Below are 13,246 nucleotides of genomic sequence, written 5' to 3'. Positions count from 1 at the left end.
TTAGGTTTGACAGTCGTAAGTACGCGGATCAAACTCTGCCTTATATACGGTTACTTAAGGCAGGCCCTAGCCATGAAAGGCGACATTTCAGTCATCCAGCACCTCAACAAAATTCTCGGCAACGAACTGGTCGCTATCAACCAATACTTCCTGCATGCACGCATGTATCAGGATTGGGGCCTGGAGAAGTTGGGTGCACACGAGTACCACGAGTCCATCGACGAGATGAAACACGCGGACAAACTGATCAAGCGCATCCTGTTCCTTGAAGGCCTGCCAAACGTACAAGACCTGGGCAAGCTGCACATCGGCGAGCACACAAAAGAAATGCTGGAGTGCGACCTGCGCATCGAAAGGACCGGCCACGCCGATCTCAAGACCGCGATCGCACACTGCGAAGTTGTAGGTGACTTTGGCAGCCGTGAACTTCTGGAAGATATTCTTGAATCTGAAGAAGAGCATATCGACTGGCTGGAAACACAGCTGGGCCTGATCGACAAAGTAGGGATTGAGAATTACCTGCAGTCGCAAATGGGTGAATAACCAACACGCCACGGCTCAATAAAAAAGCCCCGCCCTGTTTAATCAGGAGCGGGGCTTTTTATGCACGGTCACTTAACTAAAAGTGACCGTGGCGATTGTCTTCACGCTTCAGTCTTGCTCGCTGCGGCTTTTTCTACAGCGGCTTTGATCGTCGACTGCAAAGAACCGTCTGCTGCCATCTCGGTCATGATGTCGCTACCGCCGATCAATTCACCACCTACCCACAGCTGCGGGAAAGTTGGCCAGTTGGCGTATTTCGGCAGGTTGGCGCGAATTTCAGGATTCTGAAGGATATCCACGTAAGCGAATTTCTCACCGCAGGCCATGACAGCTTGCGCAGCTTTAGCCGAAAAGCCGCACTGCGGGGCGTTCGGGGAGCCTTTCATGTAGAGCAGAATGGTGTTGTTAGCAATCTGTTCTTTAATAGTTTCGATGATATCCATGGAGCACCTCGGCTGAACTTTCCGACTCAGTTGTCGGCACGGTGGCGCATTGTAACGGAAAGCCGGGCCTGACGCTCGGTCTCCCCGACAGACAATAGTCCGAATTCCCACCTGCGAAGCAGCGCCAACATGGCACACAATTGCCAAGCAGCCTGAGGGCAGTGTACAAATGGGCCGCTGAGGTGAGGCAAACCACTCAATGGTGGTTCAAGCCTGGTGCTCATATAGCGCAAGTCTCGCTCGAACCTCTAAACGCACGACCCTTATTGGCAAGACGCGACATTTCCTTATAAGATCGCGCCTTCCCCTATTTCCGTCGCCCCGTGCGGCTTTCGCCGCAGGTCTCGCCCGTTTTTCCGAAAAACCCGGCTTTGAGCATCTGCGATCGTTGCAAAAAAGGTAGTTTATGATGAGCGCAAGGCACTTTCTCTCCCTGATGGATTGCACGCCCGAAGAACTACTCAGCGTGATTCGTCGCGGTATCGAGCTCAAGGACCTGCGCGAGCGCGGCGTACTCTTCGAACCCCTGAAGAACCGCGTTCTGGGAATGATTTTCGAAAAGTCATCGACCCGTACCCGACTGTCTTTTGAGGCCGGCATGATTCAACTTGGCGGTCAGGCCATCTTCCTGTCCCCACGCGATACCCAGTTGGGTCGTGGCGAGCCGATCGGCGACTGCGCCATTGTCATGTCACGCATGCTTGACGCTGTCATGATCCGCACCTTTGCCCACAGCACCTTGACCGAATTCGCAGCCAATTCCCGGGTACCGGTCATCAACGGCCTCTCGGACGATCTGCACCCCTGCCAACTGCTGGCCGACATGCAGACCTACCTGGAACATCGCGGCTCGATCAAAGGCAAAACCGTGGCCTGGATCGGCGATGGCAACAACATGTGCAACAGCTATATAGAAGCGGCGATCCAGTTCGACTTCCAGCTGCGTGTGGCCTGCCCTGAAGGCTATGAGCCCAACCCCGGATTCGTGGCCCTGGCTGGTGATCGCGTAACCATCGTCCGCGATCCCCGTGAGGCTGTAGCGGGCGCCCATCTGGTGAGTACTGACGTCTGGACCTCGATGGGTCAGGAAGAAGAAACGGCCAAGCGTTTAAAGCTGTTTGCACCGTATCAGGTCAACCGCGCCCTGCTCGACCTTGCCGCCGAAGATGTGCTGTTCATGCACTGCCTGCCTGCGCACCGGGGTGAAGAAATCAGCCTCGACCTGCTGGACGACCAGCGCTCTGTCGCGTGGGATCAGGCCGAAAACCGCCTGCACGCGCAGAAAGCACTGCTCGAATTTCTCGTTCAACCGGCGTACCAACCCGTATGAGCCAGCCGCTATTGCTCAACCTGCGCGACCTGGCCTGTGGATACCAGGGCCAGAGCGTGGTGCAAAACCTCAACCTGCATCTCAATGCAGGAGACATTGGCTGCCTGCTTGGCTCCTCGGGGTGCGGGAAAACCACTACGTTGCGCGCTATTGCCGGCTTCGAACCCGTACACCAGGGTGAAATCCAGCTGGCCGGCGAAGTCATCTCCAGTGCCGGTTTCACACTGGCACCCGAGAAACGTCGCATCGGCATGGTGTTTCAGGACTACGCTCTTTTTCCGCATCTAAGCGTGGCCGACAACATCGCGTTCGGCATCCGCAAACACCCTGACAAAGAGCGCGTAACCCAAGAGCTGCTTGAACTGGTCAACCTCAAGAATCTTGGCAAACGCTTCCCCCACGAGCTTTCCGGCGGCCAGCAGCAACGGGTCGCTCTGGCCCGTGCTCTGGCCCCCGAGCCACAGCTGTTACTGCTTGACGAGCCCTTCTCCAACCTCGATGGCGAACTGCGGCGCAAGCTCAGCCATGAGGTGCGCGACATCCTGAAAGCCCGTGGCACCAGCGCAATTCTGGTAACCCACGATCAGGAAGAAGCCTTCGCTGTCAGCGACCATGTCGGCGTCTTCAAGGAAGGCCGCCTTGAACAGTGGGATACCCCCTACAACCTTTACCACGAGCCTCTGACGCCGTTTGTTGCGAGTTTTATAGGTCAGGGTTACTTCATTCGCGGGCAGTTGCTGAGCCCGGAGTCGGTACAAACCGAGCTGGGCGTATTACGAGGCAATCGTGCCTACACCTGGCCGACCGGAGGTGCAGTTGATGTGCTACTGCGTCCGGACGATATCGTCTACGCCCCGGACAGTGAGCTGAAGGCGCGAATTATCGGCAAAACCTTTTTGGGCGCATCGACCCTGTACCGCCTGCAACTGCCTACCGGCAGCCAGCTGGAGTCGATTTTCCCGAGCCATGCCGATCACTTGCCGGGAGCAGAAGTCGGCATTCGCGTTGCAGCCGAACATCTGGTGATGTTCCAGACCAGCGGCAGCACGGCTGCGCAAATTCAACACACCGAGTCTGGCGTAAGACGTTTCAGTACAACTGGTTAAGCGGTCGCTGCCAGACCAGATCCCACATTTTTGAACTGCACCCCCCCGCATGAGCGAGCTTTTCAACGCAATAACGAAGAGCTCGCGGGGCAAGCAGGTTCCTGCAACCCCCTCAGATACGCCCCACAGGCGCAAAGATTGCCTGGGTGTGCTCTGCCAGTACCGCAGGCGCCAGTTCCACTTCCAGTCCGCGTCGACCGGCGCTGACAAAAATCGTCGCAAAACCCTGTGCACTTTGATCAATAAAGGTACGCAGGCGTTTCTTCTGCCCCAGCGGACTGATGCCGCCCAATAGATATCCCGTCGCACGCTGTGCTGCCGCAGGATCCGCCATTTCGACTTTCTTGACCGCAGCGGCCTGGGCCAGCGCTTTTAAATCGAGACTTCCGACGACCGGTACAACGGCCACCAGCAGCTCACCCTTTTCACTGCTGGCCAACAGTGTCTTGAACACCTGCGCCGGCGCGAGACCAAGCTTTTCCGCGGCCTCCAACCCATAGGACGCGGCCTTGGGGTCGTGTTCGTAGCTGTGTACCCGGTGTTCGGCGCGAACTTTTTTCAGCAGGTCCAGTGCAGGCGTCATGACAGCTCCAGTCAGGAATCGGACGAAGTAAACCAAGCCCGAATATTAGGCTATTGCACGGCAAAAAGGCGCTGGAGCAGGCCTTTCAGCGCCCCATCAAGCTGAAACGTTAAACTCGAACCTACCAATTTGTGTTCTTTGCTTACACAAAAATAAGTACCAAACCTGCGGTAAAAAGTCAGAATGTGGCTGAGCGTTCACTTTCGACCTTTGACAGCAGTGTTTCTTGTCTATATTTTTTCGAATATGAATATACCCGAGCATTTCAGCCATTCTGTTACCCAGGCCTGAAAAACCCGGATCGAGACGCTCCGGTTTTAATACAGCCCCATTGGCAACCCGGACTGACAACGTAAAAAAACAACAAAAACGAGGTTTAAAATGACGACTGCTACCCGGCACCCCACACTTTCAGGCCAGTGCATGGCCGAGTTTCTCGGCACCGCGCTGCTAATCTTCTTCGGCACAGGTTGTGTTGCGGCCCTCAAGGTAGGCGGTGCCAGCCTGGGCCTGTGGGAAATCAGCATCATCTGGGGGGTTGGGGTAAGCATGGCGATCTACCTGACTGCGGGCGTGTCCGGTGCGCACCTGAACCCCGCCGTCAGCATCGCACTCTGTCTGTTTACCGATTTCGACAAGCGCAAACTTCCCTTCTACATCATCGCCCAGGTCGCGGGAGCCTTTTGCGCAGCGGCTTTGGTATACACGCTCTACAGCAATTTATTTTTCGATTACGAACAAACCCATCAAATGGTTCGCGGCAGCCAGGCAAGCCTGGAACTGGCCTCGGTGTTCTCGACCTATCCACACCCTGCACTCTCGACCTTGCAAGCTTTCCTCGTCGAAATGGTCATTACCGCAATCCTCATGGGCGTGATCATGGCCCTGACCGATGACAAGAACGGTTTGCCCCGCGGCCCATTGGCGCCGTTGCTGATTGGCTTGTTGATTGCGGTAATCGGCAGCTCGATGGGTCCGCTGACAGGTTTTGCAATGAACCCTGCGCGTGATTTCGGGCCCAAGCTGATGACTTTCTTGGCTGGCTGGGGTGACATTTCGCTTACTGGCGGGCGCGACATTCCTTATTTCCTGATTCCAATCTTTGCCCCGATCGTGGGTGCCTGCCTCGGCGCAGCCATATATCGCGGGATGATTGCCCGCCACTTGCCTGCTGACGAACCCGTGGCAACGGACGCCCAAGCCATCGCAGAGGTAAAAACCCAGGCTTCCTGATATCGACTTATGAAACGGGGCGCACGAGACTACTGCCCATAACTTTCTCGCGCCCTGAACCCATTACTTCATTCTGCAAGGCAATCAAATGACCGACATTCAGAATAAGAACTACATCATTGCGCTGGACCAAGGCACCACCAGTTCGCGAGCGATCATCTTCGATCGTGACGCAAACGTGGTCTGCACCGCGCAACGCGAGTTTCAACAGCACTATCCGCAGCCAGGCTGGGTCGAACATGACCCGATGGAAATTTTTGCCACCCAAAGCGCGGTCATGGTCGAAGCCCTGGCTCAAGCCGGCCTGCATCATGATCAGGTTGCGGCGATCGGCATCACCAACCAGCGGGAAACCACGGTTGTCTGGGACAAAATCAGCGGGCGTCCGATCTACAACGCCATTGTCTGGCAGTGCCGGCGCAGCACCGAGATCTGCGAGCAGCTCAAGCGCGACGGTCACGAGCAATACATCAGCGACACCACCGGCCTGGTGACCGACCCGTACTTCTCCGGCACCAAGCTGAAGTGGATCCTCGACAACGTCGAAGGCAGCCGCGAGCGCGCACGTAATGGCGAACTGCTGTTCGGCACCATCGACAGCTGGCTGATCTGGAAATTTACCGGCGGCAAAACCCACGTCACCGACTACACCAATGCTTCGCGCACCATGCTCTTCAACATCCACACCCTGGACTGGGATGCCAGGATGCTTGAGGTGCTGGATATCCCTCGCGAAATGCTGCCTGAAGTGAAATCGTCTTCAGAGATCTACGGGCGCACCAAAAGCGGCATCGCCATTGGCGGTATTGCCGGAGACCAACAGGCCGCGCTGTTCGGTCAGATGTGCGTTGAGCCGGGCCAGGCCAAAAACACCTACGGCACTGGCTGCTTCCTGTTGATGAACACCGGCTCCAAGGCCGTCAAGTCGACTCACGGCATGCTGACTACCATTGCCTGCGGCCCACGAGGCGAAGTGGCCTACGCACTGGAAGGGGCTGTGTTCAACGGCGGCTCCACAGTGCAGTGGCTGCGTGATGAATTGAAAATCATCAACGACGCCCATGACACCGAATACTTCGCCAACAAGGTCAAAGACAGCAATGGCGTGTACCTGGTACCTGCGTTCACCGGCCTGGGGGCTCCTTACTGGGACCCGTATGCCCGTGGCGCACTGTTCGGTCTGACCCGTGGTGTCCGCGTGGATCACATCATCCGTGCCGCGCTGGAGTCGATTGCCTACCAGACACGCGATGTACTGGATGCCATGCAGCAAGACTCGGGCGAACGCCTCAAGGCCTTGCGCGTAGATGGCGGCGCTGTCGCCAACAACTTCCTAATGCAATTTCAGGCAGACATTCTCGGTACCATGGTCGAACGTCCGCAAATGCGTGAAACCACTGCCTTGGGCGCGGCCTACCTGGCCGGTCTGGCCTGCGGCTTCTGGAGCAGCCTGGAAGAGTTGCGAGGCAAGGCGGTGATTGAACGCGAGTTCGAACCTGCACTTGAAGATGCTTGCAAAGAGAAGCTCTACGCGGGCTGGAAAAAGGCCGTGAGCCGTACTCGTGACTGGGAACCCCACGAAGAAAGCAACTAAACACGCCCTGATAAGCGAGCAGCGGATACCATTGGTATTCGCTGCTACGCCTATGGTTCATGGTACCTGCGAGTAGCAGGCGGCGCTTTCCTGCGGCATGATGGGCGAATTTGCTTCGCCGCCCAAAGGAAACTCCATGAATCTGCCTCCACGCCAACAGCAGATCCTCGAACTCGTTCGCGAACGTGGCTATGTCAGCATCGAGGAAATGGCTCAGTTGTTCGTCGTTACACCGCAGACCATCCGTCGCGACATCAATCAGTTGGCAGAAGCCGACCTGTTGCGTCGCTATCACGGTGGCGCCGCCTATGACTCCAGCGTTGAAAACACCGCCTACGCCATGCGCGCCGACCAGATGCGCGATGAAAAACGCCGTATTGGCGAAGCCATCGCCGCCCAGATTCCCGATCACGCCTCGATTTTCATCAATATCGGTACCACTACCGAATCCATTGCCCGGGCGCTGCTCAACCACAATCACCTGAAAATCATCACTAACAACCTGCATGTCGCTTCAATCCTGAGCGCCAAGGATGATTTTGAAGTCCTGATAGCCGGCGGTAACGTGCGCCGCGATGGCGGCATCGTGGGCCAGGCCAGCGTCGACTTTATCAACCAGTTCAAGTTCGACTTTGCACTGGTCGGTATCAGCGGCATCGATTCAGACGGCAGCCTGCTGGATTTCGATTATCAGGAAGTGCGTGTTTCCCAGGCCATCATCGCCAATGCCCGACAGACCATTCTCGCCGCTGACTCCAGTAAATTCGGGCGCAACGCGATGGTCCGCCTCGGGCCTATCAGCCTGATCGATTGTCTGGTCACCGACCAGCCGCCGGTCCCGGAACTTGCGCAACTGCTCGCCCAGTACAAAATCCGCCTGGAAGTGGTTTAACACCACACCGCACAAACTCCCGCAGGAGCGAGTGTGCCTCGCGATGACAGCACGGCCAGGCCCATGCATGCCTCGCGTGAATCGCGAGGCAACTGGCCCACGCGCTAAAATGTTCGAAATTCTTCCTTTCCCCCTCCTTCGATGAGTTTTTTCAATCGAAGCGCACTGGCTCTGTCGGCCTTTATCCGCTACCATTTTCGAAAATGAACATTAATGTTCGAATTCAAATATGCGTAAAGAACGCGAGGCCTACATATGTCCCTGACCACCTTGCCTGCCACTCCCCTCGCCGAGGTTTACGATGTCGCCGTCATTGGCGGTGGAATCAACGGGGTAGGGATCGCGGCAGACGCTGCCGGTCGAGGCTTATCTGTGTTCCTTTGCGAAAAAGACGATCTGGCCAGTCACACCTCGTCCGCCAGCAGCAAGCTGATTCATGGTGGCCTGCGTTACCTGGAGCATTACGAGTTCCGCCTGGTGCGCGAAGCCCTGGCCGAGCGCGAAGTGTTGCTGGCAAAAGCCCCGCATATCGTCAAACCCATGCGCTTTGTCTTGCCCCATCGCCCGCACTTGCGCCCGGCATGGATGATCCGTGCCGGCCTGTTCCTGTATGACCACCTGGGCAAGCGTGAAAAGCTCGCCGGTTCTACCAGCCTCAAGTTCGGTACCGACAGCCCGTTAAAAGCAGAAATCACCAAAGGCTTCGAATACTCGGACTGCTGGGTGGATGACGCACGCCTTGTAGTACTCAACGCCATGGCTGCGCGGGAAAAAGGTGCGCATGTACATACCCAGACCCGCTGCGTCGGAGCTCGTCGCAGCAAAGGCTTGTGGGAGCTGAATCTTGAGCGCGCTGACGGCAGCCTGTTTTCGATTCGCGCCAAGGCTTTGGTCAACGCTGCCGGGCCCTGGGTGGCCAAGTTCATCAAAGACGATCTCAAGCTGGACTCGCCATACGGCATTCGCCTGATTCAGGGCAGCCACCTGATCGTTCCGAAGCTGTATGACGCACCCAACGCCTTCATCCTGCAGAACGAAGACCAACGGATAGTGTTCACCATTCCGTACATGGACCAGTTCACCATCATCGGTACTACTGACCGCGAATACACCGGCGACCCGGCCAAAGTCAGCATCACCGAACAGGAAACCGACTATCTGCTGAACGTGGTCAACGCCCACTTCAAACAGCAAGTGAGCCGTGCCGACATTCTGCGCACTTACTCCGGCGTACGCCCGCTGTGCAATGACGAGTCGGACAACCCGTCGGCGGTCACCCGTGACTACACCCTGGCACTGTCCGGCGTTCCGGGCGAAGCACCTTTGCTGTCGGTGTTTGGTGGCAAGCTGACCACTTACCGCAAGCTGGCTGAATCGGCCATGGCCCAACTGACGCCGTACTTTACTCAGATCAAGCCAAGCTGGACCGCCAAGGCCACCCTGCCGGGTGGCGAAAACATGACTACCCCGCAAGCCCTCAGCGCTGCCCTGACCAGCAAATACAACTGGCTGGATGCTGCCATTGCCAAGCGCTGGGCAATCACCTATGGCAGCCGCTCATGGAACCTGCTGGACGGTGCGCAAGGTCTGGACGATATGGGTGAGCATATCGGCAGCGGTCTCTACAGTCGTGAAGTCGACTACCTGTGCACACAGGAATGGGCACTGGATGCACAGGACATCCTGTGGCGCCGGACCAAGCTCGGCTTGTTCACCACGGCCCAAGAGCAGGAACACCTGGCGCAATACATGGCCACACTGGACTTGAAGCATCGCAAGGTAGCAGCCGCTTGATGGCATGACGCGCGGCATGAACGAGCCTGCTCGCGAAGGTACCCTCCCCGGTTTTCTGACAACCGGATTGCCTTCATCGCGAACAGGCTCGCTGCTACAGCCCGGTTTCATTCGGTTTTCCGAACGGCAAGCCCCACATTGATTCGGCTTTCCGGGCATTCCCTATCGACAGCCATTCTTGAAATATTAAAAAATCCTTACAAATCATATAGATGAGCATTATTCACGCGTTTGGCACGACTCATGCTCTACACTCTGAGCCGAATGCTTAAACAGTGCTCAAGCCTGTTGGGCTATTCCTAGTACAAAAAGGGTCCGCAAACGGGCTCAATAAAAAAAACAATGTCGAGGAAACATCGATGCGCATCGTTCCGCAACTTTTGAGCGCAGCTATTGCTGCAGCTCTGATTAGCACTCCAGTTTTTGCAGCCGAATTGACCGGCACACTGAAGAAAATCAAAGAATCCGGCACCATCACCCTCGGGCATCGTGACTCCTCCATCCCGTTCTCTTACATCGCTGATGGCTCCGGCAAGCCGGTTGGCTACTCCCACGATGTGCAACTGGCAATCGTCGAAGGGCTGAAAAAGCAACTCGACATGCCCGACCTCAAGGTCAAGTACAACCTGGTCACTTCCCAGACCCGCATCCCGCTGGTGCAGAACGGCACCGTTGACGTTGAGTGTGGTTCCACCACCAACAACGCGGAACGCGCCCAGCAAGTAGACTTTTCGGTCGGCATCTTCGAAATCGGTACTCGTCTGCTGTCCAAAAAGGACTCGCCTTACAAGGACTTCGCTGACCTGAAAGGCAAAAACGTGGTCACCACCGCGGGCACGACTTCGGAGCGCATCCTCAAGGCGATGAACGCCGACAAGCAGATGGGCATGAACGTGATCTCGGCAAAAGACCACGGCGAAGCCTTCAACATGCTTGAGTCGGGCCGCGCTGTAGCCTTCATGATGGATGACGCACTGCTGGCCGGTGAAATGGCCAAGGCCAAGAAGCCAACAGACTGGGCCGTGACCGGCACGCCACAGTCGTACGAAATTTATGGCTGCATGCTGCGTAAAGGTGATCCTGACTTCAAGAAAGCCGTGGATGACGCCATCATCACTTACTACAAGTCTGGCGACGTCAATAAATCCTACGCCAAATGGTTCCAGTCCCCTATCCCGCCAAAAGGTCTGAACCTCGACTTCCCGATGAGCAAAGAGCTCAAAGAGCTGATCGCCAACCCGAACGACAAGCCGGCACCTGAAGAAAAACCAGCGGCCTGATCCCTGGCTGAGGCGACTTGTGAGCGCGATTGAACGCGCTCACAAGTCTTGTTCACCGGCTGTACTGCTTCTTACTGCATTAGAGAACACTCGAACCCCTGATGATCGAGCGGGCTCGGTGTGCCTGACGGACCCTGTCGGGTGAGAACGGATTCCCTGAAGCAAGTGCTTTTTTATAGACCCATCTGAGGGGAGACCCTGCATGAATTACAACTGGGACTGGAGCGTGTTCTTCAAGTCCACCGGCATAGGCAGCGAGACATATCTCGACTGGTTTATCTCCGGTCTGGGCTGGACCATTGCGATCGCTGTTGTCGCCTGGATTGTTGCACTGATACTGGGTTCGATGCTGGGCGTCATGCGCACCATGCCAAACCGCCTGGTAGCCGGCATCGCCGGGGTGTATGTGGAAATCTTCCGCAACGTACCACTGCTGGTTCAGCTGTTTATCTGGTACTTCCTGGTACCCGACCTGCTGCCGCAGAACCTGCAGGACTGGTACAAGCAAGACCTCAACCCGACCACCTCGGCCTACCTGAGTGTTGTCGTGTGTCTGGGTCTGTTCACCGCCGCCCGTGTCTGCGAACAGGTACGTACCGGTATTCAGGCCCTGCCCCACGGGCAAGAAGCCGCCGCGCGCGCCATGGGCTTCAGCCTGTCGCAGATCTACTGGAACGTGCTGCTGCCACAAGCCTACCGAATCATCATTCCACCGCTCACCTCCGAATTCCTGAACGTGTTCAAGAACTCGTCTGTGGCATCGCTGATCGGTTTGATGGAGTTGCTGGCGCAAACCAAACAGACGGCAGAGTTTTCCGCCAACCTGTTTGAAGCCTTCACCCTGGCCACGCTGATTTACTTCACCCTGAACATGAGCCTGATGTTGCTGATGCGCCTGATCGAGAAGAAAGTCGCGGTGCCCGGCCTGATGTCATTGGGGGGCAAATAATGGACTTCTTCGATTTCAGCGGGATTGTTCCTGCCCTGCCGGGCCTGTGGAACGGCATGCTCATGACCTTGAAACTCATGGTCCTGGGCGTTATCGGCGGTATTGCCCTGGGCACCGTGCTGGCGTTGATGCGTTTGTCGTCCAGCAAGTGGCTGGCCAACCTGGCCGGCGCTTACGTGAACTACTTCCGCTCCATCCCGCTACTGCTGGTCATTACCTGGTTCTACCTGGCGGTCCCGTTCGTACTGCGCTGGATCACCGGCAAAGACACCCCGATCGGTGCATTCGAATCATGCATGGTGGCATTCGTCATGTTCGAAGCCGCCTACTTCTGCGAAATCGTGCGGGCCGGCGTACAGGCCATTCCCAAAGGCCAGATGGGCGCAGCCAAAGCGCTGGGCATGAGTTACGGCCAGGCCATGCGCCTGATCATCCTGCCCCAGGCCTTTCGCAAAATGACCCCGCTGCTGTTGCAACAGAGCATCATTTTGTTCCAGGACACCTCGCTGGTTTACACGGTTGGCCTTGTGGACTTCCTCAATGCCTCGCGCTCCAGTGGCGACATCATCGGCCGCTCCAATGAGTTCCTGATCTTCGCCGGTCTGGTGTATTTCATCATCAGCTTTTCCGCCTCGCTGCTGGTCAAGCGTCTGCAAAAAAGGTTTGCCGTATGATCTCGATCAAGAACATCAACAAGTGGTACGGGGACTTCCAGGTACTGACCGACTGCAGTACTGAAGTCAAAAAAGGCGAAGTGGTTGTAGTCTGCGGCCCGTCAGGCTCCGGTAAATCGACCCTGATCAAGTGCGTCAACGCCCTGGAACCGTTCCAGAAAGGCGACATCGTGGTCGATGGCACTTCGATTGCCGACCCGAAGACCGATTTGCCAAAACTGCGCTCGCGGGTGGGCATGGTGTTCCAGCATTTCGAACTGTTCCCGCACATGACCATCACCGAAAACCTGACGATCGCGCAGATCAAGGTATTGGGGCGCAGCAAGGAAGAAGCCACCAAAAAGGGCCTCGAACTGCTGGAACGCGTTGGCCTCTCGGCACATGCCCACAAGCACCCGGGACAACTCTCCGGCGGCCAGCAACAGCGCGTAGCCATTGCCCGCGCACTGGCCATGGACCCGATCGTCATGCTGTTTGACGAACCGACCTCGGCCCTCGACCCGGAAATGGTTAACGAAGTACTGGACGTGATGGTGCAACTGGCCCACGAAGGCATGACCATGATGTGCGTCACCCATGAAATGGGCTTTGCACGCAAGGTCGCCAACCGGGTGATCTTCATGGACCAGGGCAAAATCGTCGAAGACTGTGAGAAAGAAGAGTTCTTCGGTGATGTAACGGCCCGTTCCGAGCGTGCGCAACACTTCCTCGCCAAAATCTTGCAGCACTAAGCAGCACCATTCCTTGCAGGAGCGGGCTGGTCTCGCGATCTTCCAAAAGATCGCGAGACCAGCTCGCTGCTACAGGAGATTTCTGTTAATCGGC

At 56.6% G+C, this 13,246-nt stretch carries 13 protein-coding genes; 11 read left to right on the top strand and 2 right to left on the bottom strand.

From position 1 onward, the window contains the following. Window positions 1-72 precede the first annotated feature (72 nt). Window positions 73-543 (top strand): bacterioferritin, encoded by a 471-nt coding sequence (gene bfr, locus WG29040_RS10590; protein WP_003443183.1) that lies wholly within the window; start codon window positions 73-75, stop codon window positions 541-543. A gap of 101 nt (window positions 544-644) precedes the next feature. On the opposite strand, the gene grxD is transcribed toward bfr, so the two are convergent. Then, window positions 645-986, bottom strand: coding sequence for a Grx4 family monothiol glutaredoxin (gene grxD / locus WG29040_RS10585; RefSeq protein ID WP_003443184.1), 342 nt, complete (start codon window positions 984-986; stop codon window positions 645-647). A 409-nt stretch (window positions 987-1,395) separates the two neighbouring features. Here grxD and argF point away from each other — a divergent pair, with 409 nt between their 5' ends. Both argF and WG29040_RS10575 read left to right on the top strand, forming a co-directional pair. Then, on the top strand, window positions 1,396-2,316 hold the full coding sequence (gene argF, locus WG29040_RS10580) for an ornithine carbamoyltransferase (RefSeq protein ID WP_003443185.1): 921 nt from the start codon (window positions 1,396-1,398) through the stop codon (window positions 2,314-2,316). Beyond that, a complete protein-coding gene (locus WG29040_RS10575; RefSeq protein ID WP_003443186.1) occupies window positions 2,313-3,422 on the top strand; it encodes an ABC transporter ATP-binding protein in 1,110 nt (369 codons plus the stop codon). The genes argF and WG29040_RS10575 overlap by 4 nt, the downstream gene beginning before the upstream one ends. A 112-nt stretch (window positions 3,423-3,534) precedes the next feature. On the opposite strand, the gene ybaK is transcribed toward WG29040_RS10575, so the two are convergent. After that, on the bottom strand, window positions 3,535-4,005 hold the full coding sequence (gene ybaK, locus WG29040_RS10570) for a Cys-tRNA(Pro) deacylase (RefSeq protein ID WP_127196122.1): 471 nt from the start codon (window positions 4,003-4,005) through the stop codon (window positions 3,535-3,537). A gap of 381 nt (window positions 4,006-4,386) precedes the next feature. Between ybaK and WG29040_RS10565 the strand changes: the two genes are divergently transcribed. The 8 genes from WG29040_RS10565 to WG29040_RS10530 all read left to right on the top strand — a co-directional run bounded on the left by WG29040_RS10565 (window position 4,387) and on the right by WG29040_RS10530 (window position 13,152). Further along, window positions 4,387-5,238, top strand: a complete 852-nt coding sequence (locus WG29040_RS10565; RefSeq protein ID WP_003443188.1) for an MIP/aquaporin family protein — start codon at window positions 4,387-4,389, stop codon at window positions 5,236-5,238. Window positions 5,239-5,326: 88 nt separating this feature from the next. Beyond that, window positions 5,327-6,832 (top strand): glycerol kinase GlpK, encoded by a 1,506-nt coding sequence (gene glpK / locus WG29040_RS10560; protein ID WP_003443190.1) that lies wholly within the window; start codon window positions 5,327-5,329, stop codon window positions 6,830-6,832. Between the two features lie 136 nt (window positions 6,833-6,968). Further along, window positions 6,969-7,724 (top strand): DeoR family transcriptional regulator, encoded by a 756-nt coding sequence (locus WG29040_RS10555; RefSeq protein WP_003443202.1) that lies wholly within the window; start codon window positions 6,969-6,971, stop codon window positions 7,722-7,724. A 255-nt stretch (window positions 7,725-7,979) separates the two neighbouring features. Then, the gene (gene glpD / locus WG29040_RS10550) at window positions 7,980-9,518 is read left to right on the top strand and encodes a glycerol-3-phosphate dehydrogenase (protein WP_003443204.1); all 1,539 of its coding nucleotides are present in this window, start codon (window positions 7,980-7,982) and stop codon (window positions 9,516-9,518) included. Between the two features lie 359 nt (window positions 9,519-9,877). Beyond that, complete coding sequence (locus tag WG29040_RS10545) at window positions 9,878-10,798, top strand: glutamate/aspartate ABC transporter substrate-binding protein (protein ID WP_003443212.1); 921 nt, start codon at window positions 9,878-9,880, stop codon at window positions 10,796-10,798. Between the two features lie 202 nt (window positions 10,799-11,000). Then, window positions 11,001-11,747, top strand: coding sequence for an amino acid ABC transporter permease (locus tag WG29040_RS10540; RefSeq protein WP_003443214.1), 747 nt, complete (start codon window positions 11,001-11,003; stop codon window positions 11,745-11,747). After that, the gene (locus WG29040_RS10535) at window positions 11,747-12,421 is read left to right on the top strand and encodes an amino acid ABC transporter permease (RefSeq protein ID WP_003443216.1); all 675 of its coding nucleotides are present in this window, start codon (window positions 11,747-11,749) and stop codon (window positions 12,419-12,421) included. Before WG29040_RS10540 ends, WG29040_RS10535 begins: the two co-directional genes overlap by 1 nt. Next, window positions 12,418-13,152, top strand: a complete 735-nt coding sequence (locus tag WG29040_RS10530) for an amino acid ABC transporter ATP-binding protein (protein ID WP_003443218.1) — start codon at window positions 12,418-12,420, stop codon at window positions 13,150-13,152. The genes WG29040_RS10535 and WG29040_RS10530 overlap by 4 nt, the downstream gene beginning before the upstream one ends. Window positions 13,153-13,246 lie beyond the last annotated feature (94 nt).

Source organism: Pseudomonas sp. PAMC 29040, from assembly GCF_003994535.1.
GTDB classification, from domain to species: Bacteria; Pseudomonadota; Gammaproteobacteria; order Pseudomonadales; family Pseudomonadaceae; genus Aquipseudomonas; species Aquipseudomonas paraversuta.
Note: the sequence above shows the minus strand (reverse complement) of the source record. Positions and strands in the feature narration are given on the sequence as shown.

Coding starts and splice junctions, on each gene's coding strand:
- bfr (WP_003443183.1), top strand. CDS start 73: ATGAAAGGCGACATTTCAGTCATCCAGCACCTCAACAAAATTCTCGGC.
- grxD (WP_003443184.1), bottom strand. CDS start 986: ATGGATATCATCGAAACTATTAAAGAACAGATTGCTAACAACACCATT.
- argF (WP_003443185.1), top strand. CDS start 1,396: ATGAGCGCAAGGCACTTTCTCTCCCTGATGGATTGCACGCCCGAAGAA.
- WG29040_RS10575 (WP_003443186.1), top strand. CDS start 2,313: ATGAGCCAGCCGCTATTGCTCAACCTGCGCGACCTGGCCTGTGGATAC.
- ybaK (WP_127196122.1), bottom strand. CDS start 4,005: ATGACGCCTGCACTGGACCTGCTGAAAAAAGTTCGCGCCGAACACCGG.
- WG29040_RS10565 (WP_003443188.1), top strand. CDS start 4,387: ATGACGACTGCTACCCGGCACCCCACACTTTCAGGCCAGTGCATGGCC.
- glpK (WP_003443190.1), top strand. CDS start 5,327: ATGACCGACATTCAGAATAAGAACTACATCATTGCGCTGGACCAAGGC.
- WG29040_RS10555 (WP_003443202.1), top strand. CDS start 6,969: ATGAATCTGCCTCCACGCCAACAGCAGATCCTCGAACTCGTTCGCGAA.
- glpD (WP_003443204.1), top strand. CDS start 7,980: ATGTCCCTGACCACCTTGCCTGCCACTCCCCTCGCCGAGGTTTACGAT.
- WG29040_RS10545 (WP_003443212.1), top strand. CDS start 9,878: ATGCGCATCGTTCCGCAACTTTTGAGCGCAGCTATTGCTGCAGCTCTG.
- WG29040_RS10540 (WP_003443214.1), top strand. CDS start 11,001: ATGAATTACAACTGGGACTGGAGCGTGTTCTTCAAGTCCACCGGCATA.
- WG29040_RS10535 (WP_003443216.1), top strand. CDS start 11,747: ATGGACTTCTTCGATTTCAGCGGGATTGTTCCTGCCCTGCCGGGCCTG.
- WG29040_RS10530 (WP_003443218.1), top strand. CDS start 12,418: ATGATCTCGATCAAGAACATCAACAAGTGGTACGGGGACTTCCAGGTA.